We start from the raw sequence: 18588 nt of genomic DNA, 5'->3' as shown, positions 1-18588 counted from the left end.
CATGAGTAAGCCCATCGTATTTAGCGGCGCGCAGCCGTCCGGTGAACTGAGCATTGGCAACTACATGGGTGCGCTGCGTCAGTGGGTTAAGCTGCAGGACGATTACGACTGCATCTACTGCATCGTCGATCTGCACGCCATCACCGTACGTCAGGACGCGGAAAAACTGCGCAAGGCTACGCTGGATACGCTGGCGCTGTATCTGGCCTGCGGCATCGATCCGCAAAAGAGCACCATCTTTGTGCAGTCGCACGTGCCGGAACACACTCAACTGAGCTGGGTGCTGAACTGCTACACCTATTTCGGCGAGCTGAGCCGCATGACCCAGTTCAAAGACAAATCCGCGCGCTATGCGGAAAACATCAATGCCGGCCTGTTCAGCTACCCGGTGCTGATGGCGGCGGACATTCTGCTGTATCAGACCAACCAGGTGCCGGTCGGCGAAGACCAGAAGCAGCATCTGGAATTGAGCCGTGACATCGGCCAGCGTTTCAACGCGCTGTATGGCGATGTGTTCAAGGTGCCTGAGCCGTTCATTCCCAAGTCTGGTGCGCGCGTGATGTCGTTGCAGGATCCGACCAAGAAGATGTCCAAGTCGGACGATAACCGCAATAACGTGATCGGCCTGTTGGAAGATCCGAAAGCGGTGGCCAAGAAAATCAAGCGCGCGATGACCGACTCCGAAGAGCCGCCGGTGATTCGTTACGACGTGGCGAACAAGCCGGGCGTATCCAACCTGCTGGATATTCTCGCGGGCGTGACCGGCAAAAGCATCGCTCAGCTGGAAGCCGAATTTGAAGGCCAGATGTACGGCCACCTGAAAGGTGCGGTTGCCGACGCAGTATCCGGTATGCTGGGTGAGTTGCAGGAGCGTTATCACAACTTCCGTAATGACGAGGCCTTGCTGCAGCAGATCATGCGTGACGGTGCGGCCAAGGCGCGTGCGCGCGCTCAGGAAACGCTGGCGAAGGTTTATCAGGCGGTAGGTTTCGTATCACAACCGTAATGTTTTGCGCTGAGAGAAAAGCGGCCATGAGCCGCTTTTTTTACGTCGGTATCAGGCCATTTGAGCCAGCTTTTGCGGCGTTTCCTGGCTGGAGAACCAGTTCAGCTTGCTGCGCAGGCTCACCACGCTGCCGACGATAATCAGGCTTGGGCTGGCGGCCTGTTGGGCCAGCGTTCCCAGTTGGTTCAGCTCGCCTTCGATCACCCGTTGACGGCATGAAGTGCCGTTTTCCACCAGCGCCACCGGCGTGGTCGCGGGCATGCCGTGGGCAATCAGCTGGCGCTGGATGTCCGCTGCCTGCGTCAGGCCCATGTAAAACACCAGCGTTTGCTGTCCGGCGGCCAGCGTCGCCCAGTCCAACCCGCCGTCGCTCTTGGCGTGGCCGGTCACCAGCCGCACGCTCTGCGCATGGTCGCGATGGGTGAGGGGAATGCCGCTGTAGGCAGAACAACCGGAAGCGGCGGTAATGCCCGGCACCACCGAGAACGGGATATTGGCATCGGCCAGCGTTTCCAGCTCTTCGCCGCCACGGCCGAAAATAAACGGGTCACCGCCTTTCAGCCGCACAACGCGTTTACCCTGTTGCGCCTGTTCCAGCAGGATGCGGTTGATCTGCTCCTGCGGCACGCAATGATGGCCCGCGCGTTTGCCGACGAAGATACGCTCGGCATCGCGGCGCACCAGCGTCATGATCTCGTCGGACACCAGCCGATCGTAAACCACCACGTCGGCTTGCTGGATCTGTTGCAAACCCTTGAGCGTCAGCAAGCCGGCGTCCCCCGGCCCTGCGCCCACCAGCACCACTTCGCCGGACTCCTCCGCAGGAGAGTCGAACAACTGTTCGATCTGCCGTTGCGCCAGCGCCTGGTCATCATTGGCCAGCGACTGCGCCAGCCGGTCATGGGCAAACAACTTCTCCCAAAAACGACGGCGGGCACCTGCACCGGTAAAGTGCCGTTTCACCCGTTGGCGCAATGAGCCGCCCAGTTGCGCCAGCTTGCCAAGATGCTGCGGCAACACGGCTTCCAGTTTTTCACGCAGCAACCGTGCCAGTACTGGCGCCTTGCCGCCGGAGGACACCGCGACCATGATCGGCGAGCGATCGATAATCGACGGCATGATAAAACTGGCGCGTTTGGGATCGTCGACAACGTTGCAGAATACCCGTTGCTGGTTGGCGCACTGATAGACCAGCGCGTTGACCTCGAGCCGATCGGTTGCGGCGATGACCAGCCATTTTTCCGCCAGCAATGCCGCGCTGAACTCCCCTTCCACCAACGTTACCCGGCCAAGGGCCGCCCACTCGTGGAACTGGGGGCTGAATGCGCAGGCGTTGACGGTCAGCAACGCGCCGGCGTCCAGCAGCAGGCGCGCCTTGCGTTCGGCGACCTCGCCGCCGCCGACCAGCAGGCAGGCTTTGTGTTGCAGTTGGCAGAAAATCGGCAGGTAATCCATCGGCAAACCTCGATCAATTGGCAACGGGGGCGCAGTGCGCCCCGAAATATTATGCAGCCTGGCGCGCTGCGGTTTTCTCGGCCTGCGGACGTTCGGCACGCGGAGTGGCGTACCAGTAACCCAGGCCCATCAGGACAGAGCCGGACAGGATATTGCCCAGCGTCACCCACAACAGGTTATGGCCGATCCCGCTCAGCGTGTAGGCTTCGCTGTGATGGCCGAACCAGGACAGGGCGAACAGCGTCATGTTGGCGACGGAGTGTTCGTAGCCGGAGGCGATAAAGGCCAGCAGGCACCACCATATGGCGATGAACTTGGCGGCGCCCTCGACGCGAATCGCCATCCAAATCGCCAGGCAAACCAGCCAGTTGCACAGTACACCTTTGAAGAACAGCACCTCGGCGGGGGCGGTGGTTTTCGCCAGCGCGGCAGTATGTATCAGGCTGGTGTCCACCGGCAGCAGGCTGCCGCCGCCGTAGTAATACATCAGCGCCACCAGCACCGACCCCAGCAAGTTGCCCAACCAGGTTTGCGGCAGGACTGCCCACATCTGGCTCTGGCGGATGGTACCGGCTTTGACGCCCAGCGTCAGGAACATGGTATGGCCGGTAAACAGCTCGGAACCGGCGATGATCACCAGCGTCAGCGCGATGCCGAAGGTGGCGCCCATCACTAATGGCCGAAGGGACGGATCGACCAGATTGCCAAGGGTGAAGATCAAAATGATGCCGAGGCCGACGTAAGCCCCGGCCATCGCCGAGCTGATCCAAAATCCCAGCGGGCTGTCTTTCGACAGCCTGACGATGCGCGCCGCGTTGGCGGCGCATTTGTTGATGGTATCGGTGAACATGCTGCTTCCCCTGAGGTTAAAGTGAAAATATCAGGCCGCGACCTGCACCATACCGTCGACTACCCGGCTGGTGAAATGCGCGACGGAGCGGCTGCCATCTTCCAGGCAGTAGCCGTCGTGCAGGCGGAAATGCTGTTTTTTCAGCGGGCTGGCGACCCACAGTTCACCCTGATGTTCGGCGATCAGGCCGCGCGACAGCACGCTGGCCTGGGCGAAGGGATCGATATTGCTGATAGCGAAGACCCGCTCATCGGCATGGGGGCGGAATACCGCCACCTGCTGTTCGCCGATCAGGGCACACACGCCGGTGCCGGGCAGGATATCAGTGACGGGGCAAAGGGTGATCCACTGGCTCATACGTTGTTCTCCTCAGTGTCCAGCAGGGTGACGGGAATGCGTTCATCCGGGCGCGCCGGCCGATGCTGTTCGCGCTCGGCGACGATCTGTACGTTAGGATCGCGCAGGCTGCTGTTGATAAAGTGGGCGAAACGGACCTGGGCCTGCGGATCTTCGACGGCTTCTTTCCACTCGCAGATAACCGCACCGCGCAGGCGGGCTATTTCGGTTTCCAACTGATCGTTGATGCCCAGTTTGTCGTCAATGATCACTTTGCGCAGATAATCGATGCCGCCTTCCAGGCTTTCCAGCCACACAGAGGTGCGTTGCAGCTTATCGGCGGTACGGATGTAGAACATCATGAAACGGTCCAGATAGCGTTCCAGCGTAGCGCTGTCGAGATCCGCCGCCAGCAGGTCGGCGTGGCGGGGCTTCATACCGCCGTTACCGCATACGTACAGGTTCCAGCCGTTCTCGGTGGCGATAATGCCGACGTCCTTGCCCTGCGCTTCAGCACATTCGCGGGTACAGCCGGAAACGCCGAACTTCATTTTGTGCGGCGTGCGGATGCCTTTGTAACGGTGTTCCAGTTTGACGCCAAACCCGACGCTGTCACCCACGCCAAAGCGGCACCAGGTGCTGCCGACACAGGTTTTCGACATGCGCAACGCCTTGGCGTAGGCATGGCCGGTTTCAAAACCGGCGGCAATCAGCTTGCTCCAGATAGCCGGCAGGTCGTCTTTCTGCGCACCGAACATGCCGATGCGCTGAGAACCGGTCATCTTGGTATACAGGTTGTATTCCTTGGCAATCTGGCCGACCGCCATCAGCCCGTCAGGCGTAATTTCACCGCCGGCGGAGCGTGGGATCACCGAATAAGTGCCGTCTTTCTGGATATTGCCGAGGAAGTTGTCGTTGGTGTCCTGCAGCGGTGTGTGCTGCGGTTTGAGCACGAATTCATTCCAGCAGGAAGCCAGGAGCGAGCCGACGGTCGGTTTACAGACTTCACAACCGTAACCTTTGCCGTATTTGGCCAGCAGTGCGTCGAAGGACTTAATGCCTTCAACGCGGATCAGGTGGTACAACTCCTGGCGTGAATAGGCGAAGTGTTCGCACAGATGGTGGTTAACCTCGATACCTTGTTTGCTCAGCTCGGCGTTCAGCACCTGGGTGATCAGCGGAATACAGCCGCCGCAGCCGGTACCGGCCTTGGTTTCTGATTTTATCGCCGCGACGGTGTGGCAGCCCATGCCGACCGCCTTGACGATGTCGCCCTTGGTGACGTCGAAGCAGGAACAGATTTGCGCGGTGTCCGGCAGGGAATCCACGCCGATGGCCGGTTTGCTGCCCGCGTGTGCCGGCAGGATCAGGCCGTCCGGGTTTTCCGGCAGTTCAATGGCGTTCAGCGCCAGTTGCAACAGATTGCCGTAGTCGCTGGTATCGCCCACCAGCACTGCGCCGAGCAGGGTTTTATTGTCGGCGCTGACGATGATGCGCTTATAGACTTCTTTGCTTTCATCCAGATAAACGTAGCTGCGCGCGCCTTCAGTGCGACCGTGGGCATCGCCAATGCCGCCAACGTCCACGCCCAGCAGCTTCAGCTTGGCGCTCATGTCGGCGCCCTGGAAGGCATTTTCACGGCCCAGCAGATGATCGGCCGTGACCTGCGCCATTTTATAGCCCGGCGCCACCAGGCCGAAGGTGCGCTCACGCCAGGAGGCGCACTCGCCAATAGCGTAAACGTCCGGATCGGAGGTTTGGCAATTGTCGTTAATCACGATGCCGCCACGGCGGGCGGTAGCCAGACCACACTGGTGAGCCAGCTTGTCCTGAGCGCGGATGCCGGTGGAAAATACGATAAAGTCCACTTCCAGCTCGGTGCCGTCGGCAAACTGCATGGTTTTGCGCGCCTGTTCCCCACCGTTGACGATCTCTTTCGTGTTTTTACCGGTATGCACTTTGACGCCCATGCGTTCGATCTTGCGGCGCAACTGATCGCCGCCCATAGGATCGAGCTGTTCGGCCATCAGCATTGGGGCGAATTCAATGACGTGGGTTTCGACGCCCAGGCTTTTCAGCGCCCCGGCGGCTTCCAGCCCCAGCAGGCCGCCGCCAACCACCGCACCGCGTTTGCTGCGGCGTGCGCAGGCTTCGATGGCGTTCAGATCTTCAATGGTGCGGTAGACGAAGCAATCCTGGCTTTCCGAGCCTTTAATCGGCGGGATCCACGGGTAGGAGCCGGTGGCCATAATCAGCTTGTCGTAGTAAAGGGTGCGGCCGGTATTGGAGTGAATGACCTTCTCACTGCGGTTGACGGTAATGGCACGCTCGCCAACCAATACCTTCACCCCCTGTTTTTCGTAAAAGCCTTCGCGTACCAGCGAAAGTTCTTCGGCAGTATGGTGGGCGAAATAAGAAGACAGGTGCACGCGGTCATAGGCGATGCGCGGTTCTTCACAAAACACGGTGATCTCAAACTGGTCTTTGTCCGCTTTTTCCAGCAGATCTTCGATAAACCGGTGGCCGACCATGCCATTCCCGATGACAGCAAGTTTGACTCTGCTCATTATTGCCTCAAAATTCTGATTTCCTAGGCTTACCTTATGCCTCCCCACAGGCAATTTATTGATGCAAATCAAGTGCACCTTCATATACCTCTAATGTGGTATATGGATGATTTTTCTAGATATTTGATAAGTTGCGGTTTTTATTCACCTTTAGCTGAAACGAGCCAGTTGCTGCGAACCTTACCCCTTCGGGAGTAGCGGAGGGAGTAATAAACTTTTTGCGGCTTTGTCAGCCGGATCCTCTGCCAGTATGATGAATAAAACGAGCCGTAACAGCAGAGGTGAAGGGTGGCCCAGAGTCCATTGAAGTTTATCGACAACCTGCGTTTGAGCGGGCATGAAGGGTTGTGGCAACTGGCCATTGAACAGGGGCGCATTGCCCATCTGGTGCCGCAGCCTGAGGGGCAGGAATGGCGCAGCGACGTGCTTGATGCGCAAGGTGGGCTGGCGCTGCCGGCGTTTGTCGAGCCGCATATCCATTTGGACACCACTCAGACCGCCGGACAGCCGGCCTGGAACCAGTCCGGCACCCTGTTTGAAGGCATTGAGCGCTGGGCGGAGCGCAAGGCATTGCTGACCCACGAGGACGTCAAACAACGCGCCTGGCAGACGCTGAAATGGCAGATCGCCAACGGCGTGCAGTACGTGCGTACCCATGTTGACGTCTCCGATCCGACCCTGACCGCACTGCGCGCCATGCTGGAGGTGAAGCAGGAGGTTGCGCCCTGGGTGACGCTGCAAATCGTCGCTTTCCCGCAGGAAGGCATTATGTCCTATCCCAACGGCGAGGCATTGCTGGAAGAGGCGCTGCGGCTGGGGGCCGACGTGGTGGGGGCCATTCCGCACTTCGAGTTCACGCGCGAATACGGCGTAGAATCGCTGCACAAGGCCTTTGCGCTGGCGCAAAAATACGATCGGCTGGTGGACGTACACTGCGATGAGATTGACGATGAGCAGTCGCGCTTTGTCGAAACCGTGGCGGCGCTGGCGCTGAAGCTGAATATGGGCGCCAGGGTGACCGCCAGCCATACCACCGCGATGCACTCCTATAACGGCGCTTACACGTCGCGGCTGTTCCGCCTGTTGAAAATGTCCGGCATCAACTTTGTCGCTAACCCGCTGGTCAATATTCACCTGCAGGGGCGCTTCGACAGCTACCCGAAACGGCGCGGCATCACGCGGGTGAAAGAAATGCTGGAAGCGGAGATTAACGTCTGCTTTGGCCACGACGATGTCTTCGATCCCTGGTATCCGCTGGGGACCGCCAATATGCTGCAAGTCCTGCACATGGGGCTGCACGTCTGCCAACTGATGGGATACGGCCAGATTGACGACGGGCTGAAACTGATCACCAGCCACAGCGCGCGCACCCTGCACCTGACCGATTATGGCCTGGCGGCGGGCAACAGCGCCAACCTGGTGATCCTGCCGGCGGAAAGCGGCTTTGACGCGGTGCGCCGTCAGACTCCGGTGCGCTATTCGATTCGTCAGGGGACGGTGATTGCCGAGACCCGGCCGGCGGAAACCACGCTGTATCTGGCACAGGATGAGAAGGTGGATTTCCGGCGCTAAGGCGTGGGCGACAACCATAAAAAAAGGCGCCTGAGGCGCCTTTTTGATGTCACTGACGGCAGATTAGTGCGTCACGTGACCGTGGCTGCGGTGCTTGGTAACGAAACCGAGCAGCAGACACATGACGAACACCGCCAGGTACAGGCCGTTGGCGGTGGTCAGCGCAGCGTGTGCGCCGCCTTTAGCCACGATCGGGCCGGTGACCACGAAGGTCAGCATGGTGCCGATGGTGCCGCAGGTCAGGATGAAGTTAACCAGTTTCGGTGAGGATACCTTGGTTTGCAGCGAGCCCAGGGTGATCAGCGTGGTGTAGATCGCGCTGGAAACGAAGCCCAAAGCCATAATGTAGTAGCCCAGGTGTTCCGGATTGTCGGTGCTGACGAACAGGTACATTGCGCCGGTCGCCAGAGCGGCCAGAACGGTGACGATACGTTGCAAGTCAAAGAAGCGCAGGATAAAGCTGAACACCCACATGCCAACCATGTACGAGGTCCAGAAATCGCTTACCAGCTTACCGGCCTGGCCGATGTCCATCCCGAAGGACTTGGTGGCGTATTCCGGCACCCATTGGATAAAGCCCAACTGACCGAGGATATAGCACAGAGCGGCGATCGACAGGAACAGCACGCCGACACCCCATTTCTCTTTCGCTACCGGCTGGCCGGCATTGGCGCCTTTGTTGCCCAGCACCGGGAACTCGGAGAACAGGGTCAGCACAAAGATGCCCACGTACAGCAGGCCGATGCAGGCATACACCCAGTACCAGCCGATATGACGCGCCAGCAGCATCGCGGCGACAATCGGGAAGATCATCCCGGCCATGCTGAAGAACGAGTCAGTGAACAGCAGGCGCGAACCGCGCTGGCGGCCGGCGTACATATGGGTGATCAGGAAGGTGCCTATCGACATGGTGATGCCGCTGACCACGCCAAGGATAAACATGCACAGGGAGAACATCGTCAGGCTCTTGGTCACCATCAGCCCGGCGACAGCCAGTACCATCAGGATAAAGCCAAACATCAGTTGACGCTTCAGCGGAATGATTTCCATCAACCAGGCGTTGAGGAAGATCGAAATCAAGATGCCGGCATTAAGGAAAGTAAAGGTGTTGCTCATGCTGGAAACCGGCAGATTAAAGTACTCTGCAATGTTCCCCATCACCATCCCTGTGACGATAACTAAAGCGCCGGTCAGCGCGTAAGAAAAATAGCTGATCCAGGTAAGCCGTAGACGGTTGCTGTCATTCATTATATAGGCCTGATTATGTCTGTTAGGATTATATCCGTCGCCTTTCAAACCGCAGTTGGGTGCCCAGCTGCAATTTGAAATTCATGGGGTATAACACTGGGTTAAGGCCGCTGGCTTTTCCTTGTAAAAGCAGAAAAGTCCCGATCAGGCCACCAGGGAGCGGATCCTAGCACAGACAACGGGAGTTTTTGTGATGGTTGTCGATTTTTTGATGCAATCAATGAAAGGTCGTGAAATTTTTTTGTGATCTATTTGCTTATCGTCACAATCGAGTCGCGGCTGACGATCGTCGGCGCGAAGCTGATGTGCGGGGTGGTCGGATCAATCAGCAGCCGCGTGGCGTATTGCGCCATCTCGGTAATCGGGAAATGTACGCTGGTCAGCGCCGGTCGCACGAAGGGCGCGCGTTCGCCGCTGTCGTAGCAGATCAACGAGATATCCTGCGGTACTCGCAAGCGGTGCTCGTTGAGCGCCAGCAGCGCGCCGATGGCCATTTCTTCGTTACAGCAGTAAATGGCGGTGGGCAGGGTTTCCAGTTGCAGCAGTCGGTCGGCACAACGGTAGCCGCTTTCCAGGTCGTAAACCCCTTCCACGCAGGCCAGCGGCTTGATATGCGCAGCCTGCATCGCCTGTTCGAAACCCTGCAGCCGCAGCCGGCTGGAAATCCGCTCGCTTGGGCCGCTGATGCAGGCGATACGCCGGTGACCGGCCTCGATCAACTGTTGCGTTGCCATGCGGCTGGCGAGCGGGTGATCAAAGGTGACGCAGCGGTCTTCCAGACCGGGCACCAGGCGATCGAGCAGCACAAAGCTGCGTTGCTCCGCCGCCAGTTGGCGCAGTTGGTCGTCGCTGAGGAAACGCACGTGCAGGATCACCCCGTCACAGCGCAGGTTGAACAGCCGCTGGATTGCCCGCCATTCGTTTTCCGCACTGCTGCGGCCTTGGGTCACCAGCAGCTGTTTACCCTGGGATTCGGCTTCGGTTTGCACAAAATCCATCAGCGCGCCGAAGAAACCGCCGCGATACGAGGTGGTGACCAGGCCCAGCGTATTGCTGTGGCTGGAGGCCAGCGCGCGGGCGGCGGGGTTGGGGGTATAACCGAGCTGGGCTACCGCCCGTTCAACCTTCTCGCGGGTCGGGGCTTTAACGTTGGTATCGCCATTCACTACGCGTGACACGGTGGCGCGAGACACGCCCGCCAATGCTGCGACATCTTCCAGTGTCACCATCATCCGACTCCTGATTACGGCTAAAACCGGGTTCGGCGAACCGAACCCCTGCATAGTAGGTATAACAATGTATCAGCAACCACGTCCCGCCAGGCGGTTATTTAAACTGCGGCAGATAAGGCGCATTCACCGCCAGCACTTCTTCCAGCAGCGGCTGCGCCACGTTGGCATTGGCCACCAGCGGATTGGTGACCAGCGCCAGCAGCCCGCTGCGACGATCGCCATGCACTGCGGCTTCGATGGTCAGACGCTCGTAGGCCTTCACCTGCTGGGTCAGCGCGTGCATGGAATCCGGCAGCGTGCCGAAGGTCAGCGGGTGCGCGCCCTGCGCATCGACGATGCAGTTGGTTTCTATCACGGCATCGTCCGGTAGGCCGCGAATGGCGCCCCGGTTTGCGGTATTGACGACTAATTGCGTACCGAGATTATTATGGATCGCACGAATTAGCTCCAGCGCCACTTCCGAATAGTATGATCCACCGCGAAAACTCAGCTGTTCAGGCTTGCTGTCGAGCTGAGGATCGGCATACAGCTCAAACAGTTCTTTCTCCACCTTCATCACTTGCTCGGCACGGGTGCCGCGCTTGGCTGCCGCAGCCACTTCTTCGGCCAGCATCTCTTTGGTCTGGTAGAAATAACGATGATACGGGCAGGGGATGGCACCTACGGCGCGCAGGAAGTCCGGCTGCCACGGCTCTTCCTTGATGTTGTTCATGGTCAGCGCCGCGCCGTCGCACAGCATGTCGATCACCTTGTCGGTCACGTCATGGCCGTTTTGCAGCACCTGATGCACCCACACCATGTGGTTCAACCCGGCGAACTGCAACTGCACGTCTTCATAGGCGCTTTTTAACATAGTGGCGATCATGTGGTGCATACTGATCGGCACGTTGCACAGGCCGATGATTTTCGCTTTGGTGTAGCGAGAGACCGCTTCGGTGACGATGCCGGCCGGGTTGGTGAAGTTAATGATCCAGGCGTCCGGCGCCAGCTTTTCCACTCTGCGCGCAATATCCAGCATGACCGGGATGGTGCGCAGCGCTTTGGCGAAGCCGCCCACGCCGGTCGTTTCCTGGCCGATCAAATCGTATTTCAGGCCGAGACGCTCGTCGGCGGCGCGTGCCGGCAACTGGCCGACGCGGAACTGGGTCAGGACGAAGTGGGCACCGCGAATGGCGTCATCCAGCTCGAAATGCACGCTGACTTTCACCTGCTCCAGCCCATTGCGCGCCAGCATGCGCCGGGTCAGCGCGGCGATGATCTCTACCTTTTCGCGGCCCGGTTCAACGTCCACCAGCGCCAATTCGGTCACCGGCAGTTCTTCGATGCGCTGGATTAGTCCATCGACCAACTCTGGCGTGTAGCTGCTGCCGCCGCCGATAACGGCGATTTTCAACGAATTCATGCGCGAGTCTCCAACAGTGCCTGACGGCGGTAAAGTTCAATCATGTCGTCTGCCAGATCCTGGATCACCATGGCGTTCATCAGGTGGTCCTGCGCATGAACGGTAATCAGGTTGATGGTCAGTTTGCCGCAGCCTTCATCCAGGCCGATCAACTGGGTCTGGATAAGGTGCGCCTTTTTCACCGACTGTTTCGATTCGGCCATGTGTTTGGCTGACGCAGTAAAGTCCCCGGCACGCGCCTGTTGCAGCGCCATCAGGGCACTGCTGCGGGCACCACCGGAGAACACCAGCAGTTCCATGATGGTGCTTTCAAAATCGGGGCTGATTTCAGTCATCAATTCACTCACGTTATTTCTCCTGTTATCGCGCGACAGCGGTGCCGGCGGGCATGCGTTAATCTCGGTCTCTCAAAAAAATGAGAGCGCTCTCATTTGTGTAGAGTAACGGGAATCGAGAACTAAACCGGGAGTTGCGTCGCAAAAAGCGACGAAGGTGTGAAAAGGGCAAAAAATGCGTGATGCAGTTGGCAAAAGGGGCCGCGGCGATCATACTTTCGGCAGTAAAAACGGCGACCGGCCAAGATATGCCCCTTCAATTGCGTAAATATAGGTAAATGGCTGGCACTCGCAGGTACAGCTCTTTAGAATCAAAGCGCTTTTCCGTTGTTTGTCTCTCAGAGAAAGGACCCGTTAATGTTCAAACGTACTTTAGTGACCTTCGTTGCGCTGTGTTCCCTGACAGCAATGACACCCGCAGCGTTTGCCGCCGGTGAAACTCATGTCATGCTGACCACCTCGGCAGGGAATATCGAATTGGCGCTCGACAGTCAGAAGGCTCCGGTTTCCGCCAAGAACTTCGTCGACTACGTGAACAGCGGCTATTACAACAACACCATTTTCCACCGCGTGATCCCGGGCTTTATGGTTCAGGGCGGCGGTTTTACTGCGGATATGCAGCAAAAAACCACTAACGCGCCAATCAAGAACGAAGCCGATAACGGTCTGCGCAACCTGCGCGGCACCATCTCGATGGCGCGTACCGCCGATAAAGACAGCGCCACCAGCCAGTTCTTCCTGAACGTGGCGGATAACGCCTTCCTGGATCACGGCCAGCGCGACTTCGGTTACGCGGTGTTCGGCAAAGTGGTGAAAGGCATGGACGTGGTGGACAAAATTTCCCAGGCGCCGACCGGCAATGTTGGCCCGTACCAGAATGTCCCGAGCAAGCCTATCGTCATTTTGTCAGCCAAAGTGCTGCCATAAATTTTCTGTGCCGATCCCGTAGGGGTCGGCCGTTCCTTCCTTCCGAAGCTTTGCCTGCATCACTGTTTTCTTCCCCGCCGCATGTTTTAATAGCCCGCTTATAATCAGACCGGAAACCCGGCGTTGTGCCTTTGTTTTCTCTCGGAATGAGCGGCTGCCATGTTTGAATTTAACCAGGTTCTGCTGTTGTTGCAGCAGATGTGCGTTTATCTTGTCATTGCTTATTTACTGAGCAAAACTCCGCTATTCATTCCTCTGACGCAGGTGACCATCCGGTTGCCGCATAAGCTGTTGTGCTACCTCATCTTCTCGGTGTTCTGCATCATGGGCACCTATTTCGGCTTGCACGTCGAAGGCTCGATAGCCAATACCCGCGCCATCGGCGCCGTACTGGGGGGCCTGCTGGGCGGGCCTTCGGTCGGTTTTCTGGTGGGGCTGACCGGTGGCCTGCACCGTTACACGCTGGGCGGCATGACCGACATCGCTTGTGCGGTATCCACGGTGGCGGAAGGGCTGGTAGGCGGGCTGGTGCACAGCATCGCCATGCGCCGCAGGCGTATCGACCTGCTGTTTAATCCCTTGTTTGTCGCCGGCGTGGCGTTGGTCACCGAAGTGCTGCAGATGGCGATCATTTTGGCGATTGCACGGCCGTTCGACGAGGCGCTGCGGCTGGTCGAACACATTGCCTTGCCGATGTTGATCGCCAATACCCTGGGAGCGGCGATGTTCATGCAAATCCTGCTGGATCGGCGGGCGATGTTCGAGAAATACACCAGCGCGTTTTCCGCCAAGGCGCTGAAGATCGCCGAACGTACCGAGGGCATCTTGCGGCAGGGGTTCGATCAGGAAAACAGCATGAAGGTGGCGCGGGTGATCTATCAGGAGTTGGGCATCGGCGCGGTGGCGATAACCGATCGCGAGAAGCTGCTGGCGTTTATCGGCATTGGCGATGACCACCATCTGCCGGGCACGCCAATCTCATCGGGGCATTCGCACCGCGCTATCGACAACAACGAAGTGGTGTACGCCGACGGTAACGAGCTTTCCTACTGCTGCTCGATCAACCCCAACTGCAAGCTGGGCTCGACGCTGGTGATCCCGCTGCGCGGCGAGAATCAGCGGGTGATCGGCACCATCAAGCTGTACGAACCGAAAAGCCGGTTGTTCAGCACCATCAATCGCACGCTGGGCGAGGGTATCGCCAGTCTGTTGTCCGCGCAGATTATGGCCGGGCAGTATGAGCGTCATAAACAGCTGCTGGCGCAGTCCGAAATCAAACTGCTGCATGCGCAGGTTAACCCGCACTTCCTGTTTAACGCCCTGAATACGCTGGTGGCGGTGATCCGCCGTGATGGCGACCGGGCCTGTGAGCTGGTGCAGTACCTTTCGACCTTTTTCCGCAAAAACCTGAAACGTTCGGATGACGAGGTCAGCCTGGCTGACGAGCTGGAACATGTGAACGCCTACCTGCAAATTGAGCAGGCGCGTTTTGCCGATCGGCTGGAGATCGCGGTTTCGCTGCCGGCAGAACTGTTGGCGGTGCGGTTGCCGGCCTTTTCGCTGCAACCGATCGTCGAGAACGCCATCAAGCACGGTACTTCGCAACTGTTGGGCGTGGGGCGGATTGATATCGGTGCACGGCTTGAGGGCGAGTGTCTGTTGCTGCAAGTGACCGATAACGCCGGCTTGTTCCAGCCGCAGCCGAACAACAGCGGGCTGGGGATGAACCTGGTGGATAAGCGCATTCGCGTACGCTACGGCGAGGGCTATGGCGTGCAGGTGGCCTGCGAACCGCAAACATTTACCCGCATTACGCTCAACGTGCCGCTGGCGAGGGCTGCCTGATGTTAAACGTACTGATTGTCGATGATGAACCTTCCGCACGCGATAACCTGCGGCATTTACTGGAGGCGGAAGAGGGTATCTGCATTGTCGGCGAATGCGCCAACGCGATAGAAGCCATCAGCGGGATCCACCGCCTGCAGCCGGACGTGGTGTTCCTGGATATTCAGATGCCGCGCATTACCGGGCTGGAGATGGTGGGTATGCTCGATCCCAACCGCATGCCGCATATCGTGTTCCTGACCGCCTACGACGAGTACGCGGTGCGGGCCTTTGAAGAACACGCGTTTGATTATCTGCTGAAACCGGCGGAGCCGAAGCGGTTGAGCAAAACGCTGCAGCGCCTGCAGCAGCACCGTGGGCAGCAGAATATCGCCGCACTGGATGAGAGCGCCGGCTATCTGAAATACATCCCCTGCACCGGCCACAGCCGCATTTACCTGCTGCGTTTTGACGAGGTGGTGGCTGTCCGTTCGCGGTTGAGCGGGGTGTTCGTGGTGCGTAATGACGGCATGGAGTGTTTCACCGAACTGACGTTGCGGACGCTGGAGCTTCGCACGCCGCTGGTACGCTGCCACCGCCAGTATTTGGTCAACCTGGAGCAAGTGCGCGAAATTCGCTTCGAGGACAGCGGCGCGGCGGAGATGATCATGCCGGCCGGTGAACCGGTGCCTGTCAGCCGCCGCTACCTGAAAGCACTGAAGGAAGAGCTGGGACTGCGGGGATGATTAATTGGCGGGCCACTGACGGCGGGCATGCACTACGGCCAGCATAATGATTAACCCGTTGATTAATTCATAAACCAGGAAATAGGAATGATGAATAACCATTTCACGTGTACCGGGTACTCGGCCTGGTTTTCCACTGGACGGGTTTTGTGAGAGTCGTGTCGCAGCTGCTGAAATCAAGCTATCAATTTCTATCGATGCGGCCGGATTCTTTGTTTCCAGGTAGTCATAAATTGCCATACGATCGGCAATCGCGGGTTCCGTCCACTTGAGCGTCACGATATTTCCTTATCGCATTACCTTGTCAGTTTTGACCTGCGCTCAGCGAAGTAGGCCTCAACGGCTTCATTATCAGTGATTTTTCCTTCATTAAGCGCTTTACGGCTTAAGTCCACTTTTTCCTGTAGCCACTGCTCATACTCTTTCTGATGAGTTTGCCGACTGACAAAATCACGCATGAAATCGCGCAACAACTGAGATGCGGTGCGATCGGCTGCTTTGGCAGCGCTGGCAAAGGCGATTTTTAATTCCTCATCCACTCGGATAACCACGGTAGATTCAGACATGATAATGACCTCGTATATACAACGTAAACCTTACTATATCACCGGTGGCTTATTGTTCAAGCAGGCAGAAACTGCTAGTACGAGGATCGGCGGAATCTGAAATTATTGGCTTTGCGGGCGTCTTGATGACGCCCTTTTTGTTTGTCCTTGACGGGGTTACGCCGCGCTTATAGCTTTATTGACATCAACAGGCGCTTTTCGCGCCGGGCCAGCGTCAAAGGAAAAGAAAATGAGTGAAGCACGGATTATCGCCAAAGCGATGAAAGACGGGAAACCGGTGCAGGATCTGGCGATCCTGCCCGCTTTGGCGAACCGCCATGGCCTGATTACCGGCGCGACCGGGACAGGTAAAACCGTGACGCTGCAAAGAATGGCCGAGCAGTTTTCGCGCATCGGCGTCCCGGTGTTCTTGTCGGACGTGAAGGGCGATCTGTCGGGGATTGGCGCGGAAGGCGTGCCCTCCGAGAAGCTGCAAGCGCGCCTGTCGGCGATTGGGGTTAGCGACTGGCAGCCGCAGGCCTGCACCCTCATTCCCTGGGACATCTACGGCGAGAAGGGCCACCCGATCCGCGCTACCGTTTCCGATCTGGGGCCGCTGCTGTTAGGGCGCTTGCTGGATCTGAACGATGTGCAAAGCGGCGTGCTGCAACTGGTATTCAAAATCGCCGACGACAATGCGCTGTTGTTGCTGGACATGAAAGACCTGCGTGCCATGGTGCAATACGTGGGCGACAACGCCAAACAGTTCCAGACCCAGTACGGCAATATCTCTTCCGCCTCGGTCGGCGCTATCCAGCGCGGCCTGCTGACGCTGGAGGAGCAGGGCGCCAATCAGTTCTTCGGCGAGCCGATGCTGGACATCAACGACCTGATGAAAACCGACGCCAACGGCCACGGCATCATTAACCTGTTGGCGGCGGACAAGCTGATCAATCAGCCGAAGCTGTATTCGGTGTTCCTGCTGTGGTTACTGGCCGAATTGTTCGAACACCTGCCTGAAGTGGGCGACCCGGAACAGCCGAAACTGGTGTTCTTCTTCGACGAAGCGCACCTGCTGTTCAATGACGCGCCGGCGGCGCTGCTGACCAAAATCGAGCAGGTGGTGCGCCTGATCCGCTCCAAAGGCGTCGGCATCTATTTTGTCACCCAAAACCCGTTGGATATCCCGGACAGCGTGCTTGGTCAGTTGGGCAACCGCGTGCAACATGCCCTGCGCGCCTTTACTCCTCGCGATCAGAAGGCGGTGAAAGCCGCAGCGCAAACCCTACGCGCCAACCCGGCTTTCGATGCGGAAACGGCGATCACCGAACTGGGCGTGGGCGAGGCGCTGGTGTCATTCCTCGACGAGAAAGGGCGCCCTAACGTGGTGGAGCGTGCGATGGTGATCGCGCCGGAGTCCAAAATGGGCATGCTGGGGGCTGAAGGGTTAAACAGCGCAATTAACAAGTCACCGCTGTATGGCCGCTACGAGGATATGGTCGATCGTGAATCGGCTTATGAGAAACTGTCGTCGGAAGGGTTCGCCACCGTCGGCAGCCCACAGCCGGGCCAGCCGGCGCAACAACCGCAGGCGCAGCAGCAGGCGGGCGGCGGCCTGATGGGCGGCCTGAACGAAATTCTGTTCGGATCCACCGGCCCACGCGGCGGCAAGCGCGACGGTATCGTCCAGACCGCCGCCAAGAGCATGGCGCGCGATCTCGGCCGCCAGATCCTGCGCGGCGTGCTGGGCTCGATCATGGGCGGCCGGAAAAAGTAAGCGGAAATTATCGATAGCGGCAGTATTGCAGGGGCGTTGTATACTGCGCCCGTGTAAATCGGGGCGAGATATTTGCCCCCTACGATGATGTCCGTTGGAAACACTATGCTGCTGTTGATCGATAACTACGACTCTTTTACCTATAACCTTTACCAGTACTTCTGCGAATTAGGCGCCGAGGTGCTGGTAAAGCGCAACGACGAGCTGCAACTGGCCGATATCGAACGGCTGGCGCCGCAGCATTTGGTGATCTCCCCTGGCCCCTGTACCCCGAACGAAGCCGGCATCTCGCTGGCCGCGATCCGTCATTTTGCCGGTAAATTGCCGATCCTCGGCGTTTGCCTGGGGCATCAGGCGCTGGGCCAGGCGTTTGGTGCAAAGGTGGTGCGCGCCCGTGAGGTGATGCACGGTAAAACCTCAGCGATCCGCCACCTCGACAGCGGCGTATTTCGCGGGCTGAACAACCCGTTGACCGTTACCCGCTACCACTCGCTGGTGCTGGAGGCCGCCACGCTGCCGGCCTGCTTTGAAGTCACCGCCTGGAGCGAGCGCGACGGCGTTCGTGATGAAATCATGGGTATCCGCCACCATCAGTTGGCGCTGGAAGGGGTGCAGTTCCATCCGGAGAGCATCCTCAGCGAGCAGGGTCACCAACTGCTGGATAATTTCCTTAAAAGTTAATCAGTTAGTTTTTTTTTGCCGCCGAAGACGATTTGCGTTTGCCCTTTATTGGTTTTTTATGCATATTTTGTGATTATATTTTCAC

At 58.3% G+C, this 18588-nt stretch carries 17 protein-coding genes; 7 read left to right on the top strand and 10 right to left on the bottom strand.

Annotation, left to right across the window (positions count from 1 at the left end; all coding sequences use genetic code 11):
• Position 1: 1 nt before the first annotated feature.
• The gene (gene trpS / locus ACUTSW_RS21770) at positions 2-1006 is read left to right on the top strand and encodes a tryptophan--tRNA ligase (protein ID WP_445585335.1); all 1005 of its coding nucleotides are present in this window, start codon (positions 2-4) and stop codon (positions 1004-1006) included.
• A gap of 51 nt (positions 1007-1057) precedes the next feature.
• Here the strand turns inward: trpS and cysG are convergent, their stop codons facing one another.
• Genes cysG through nirB form a run of 4 tightly spaced genes read right to left on the bottom strand, consistent with a single transcriptional unit; the run spans position 1058 to position 6214 of the window.
• Positions 1058-2461, bottom strand: a complete 1404-nt coding sequence (cysG, locus tag ACUTSW_RS21765; protein ID WP_445585334.1) for a siroheme synthase CysG — start codon at positions 2459-2461, stop codon at positions 1058-1060.
• Positions 2462-2510: 49 nt separating this feature from the next.
• Positions 2511-3311, bottom strand: coding sequence for a nitrite transporter NirC (nirC, locus tag ACUTSW_RS21760; RefSeq protein WP_004951298.1), 801 nt, complete (start codon positions 3309-3311; stop codon positions 2511-2513).
• A 30-nt stretch (positions 3312-3341) separates the two neighbouring features.
• Positions 3342-3668: a nitrite reductase small subunit NirD gene (gene nirD / locus ACUTSW_RS21755; RefSeq protein WP_063200596.1), complete on the bottom strand. Its 327-nt coding sequence runs from the start codon at positions 3666-3668 to the stop codon at positions 3342-3344.
• A complete protein-coding gene (gene nirB, locus ACUTSW_RS21750) occupies positions 3665-6214 on the bottom strand; it encodes a nitrite reductase large subunit NirB (protein ID WP_445585333.1) in 2550 nt (849 codons plus the stop codon). The genes nirD and nirB overlap by 4 nt, the downstream gene beginning before the upstream one ends.
• Before the next feature lie 303 nt (positions 6215-6517).
• Here nirB and ACUTSW_RS21745 point away from each other — a divergent pair, with 303 nt between their 5' ends.
• Positions 6518-7786: a cytosine deaminase gene (locus ACUTSW_RS21745; RefSeq protein ID WP_445585423.1), complete on the top strand. Its 1269-nt coding sequence runs from the start codon at positions 6518-6520 to the stop codon at positions 7784-7786.
• Between the two features lie 63 nt (positions 7787-7849).
• Here ACUTSW_RS21745 and tsgA read toward each other — a convergent pair whose 3' ends face one another.
• From tsgA to ACUTSW_RS21725, 4 genes are all read right to left on the bottom strand, one after another.
• A complete protein-coding gene (gene tsgA, locus ACUTSW_RS21740) occupies positions 7850-9034 on the bottom strand; it encodes an MFS transporter TsgA (protein ID WP_062868921.1) in 1185 nt (394 codons plus the stop codon).
• Between the two features lie 248 nt (positions 9035-9282).
• Entirely contained in the window at positions 9283-10263 is a 981-nt protein-coding gene (locus ACUTSW_RS21735; RefSeq protein ID WP_445585422.1) for a LacI family DNA-binding transcriptional regulator, read from the bottom strand.
• A gap of 97 nt (positions 10264-10360) precedes the next feature.
• Entirely contained in the window at positions 10361-11668 is a 1308-nt protein-coding gene (locus tag ACUTSW_RS21730) for a 6-phospho-beta-glucosidase (RefSeq protein WP_445585332.1), read from the bottom strand.
• Positions 11665-12003, bottom strand: a complete 339-nt coding sequence (locus tag ACUTSW_RS21725; RefSeq protein WP_041416656.1) for a PTS lactose/cellobiose transporter subunit IIA — start codon at positions 12001-12003, stop codon at positions 11665-11667. The genes ACUTSW_RS21730 and ACUTSW_RS21725 overlap by 4 nt, the downstream gene beginning before the upstream one ends.
• 357 nt (positions 12004-12360) lie before the next feature.
• On the opposite strand from ACUTSW_RS21725, the gene ppiA reads away from it, so the two are divergent.
• The 3 genes from ppiA (at position 12361) to btsR (ending at position 15500) form a co-directional block, all read left to right on the top strand.
• Complete coding sequence (gene ppiA, locus ACUTSW_RS21720) at positions 12361-12930, top strand: peptidylprolyl isomerase A (RefSeq protein WP_006328507.1); 570 nt, start codon at positions 12361-12363, stop codon at positions 12928-12930.
• Positions 12931-13089: 159 nt separating this feature from the next.
• Positions 13090-14775, top strand: a complete 1686-nt coding sequence (locus ACUTSW_RS21715) for a sensor histidine kinase (protein ID WP_037433755.1) — start codon at positions 13090-13092, stop codon at positions 14773-14775.
• Positions 14775-15500, top strand: coding sequence for a two-component system response regulator BtsR (btsR, locus tag ACUTSW_RS21710; RefSeq protein WP_063200586.1), 726 nt, complete (start codon positions 14775-14777; stop codon positions 15498-15500). Before ACUTSW_RS21715 ends, btsR begins: the two co-directional genes overlap by 1 nt.
• Here the strand turns inward: btsR and ACUTSW_RS21705 are convergent, their stop codons facing one another.
• Positions 15501-15779 (bottom strand): type II toxin-antitoxin system RelE/ParE family toxin, encoded by a 279-nt coding sequence (locus tag ACUTSW_RS21705; protein ID WP_445585331.1) that lies wholly within the window; start codon positions 15777-15779, stop codon positions 15501-15503. It lies immediately after the preceding gene.
• A gap of 17 nt (positions 15780-15796) precedes the next feature.
• Positions 15797-16066: a hypothetical protein gene (locus ACUTSW_RS21700; RefSeq protein ID WP_062868918.1), complete on the bottom strand. Its 270-nt coding sequence runs from the start codon at positions 16064-16066 to the stop codon at positions 15797-15799.
• 229 nt (positions 16067-16295) lie between these two features.
• Between ACUTSW_RS21700 and ACUTSW_RS21695 the strand changes: the two genes are divergently transcribed.
• On the top strand, positions 16296-17822 hold the full coding sequence (locus ACUTSW_RS21695; protein WP_037433749.1) for a helicase HerA-like domain-containing protein: 1527 nt from the start codon (positions 16296-16298) through the stop codon (positions 17820-17822).
• 105 nt (positions 17823-17927) lie between these two features.
• On the top strand, positions 17928-18503 hold the full coding sequence (locus ACUTSW_RS21690) for an aminodeoxychorismate synthase component II (RefSeq protein ID WP_445585330.1): 576 nt from the start codon (positions 17928-17930) through the stop codon (positions 18501-18503).
• Positions 18504-18588 lie beyond the last annotated feature (85 nt).

This window comes from Serratia sp. TSA_198.1 (genome assembly GCF_052686505.1).
Note: the sequence above shows the minus strand (reverse complement) of the source record. Positions and strands in the feature narration are given on the sequence as shown.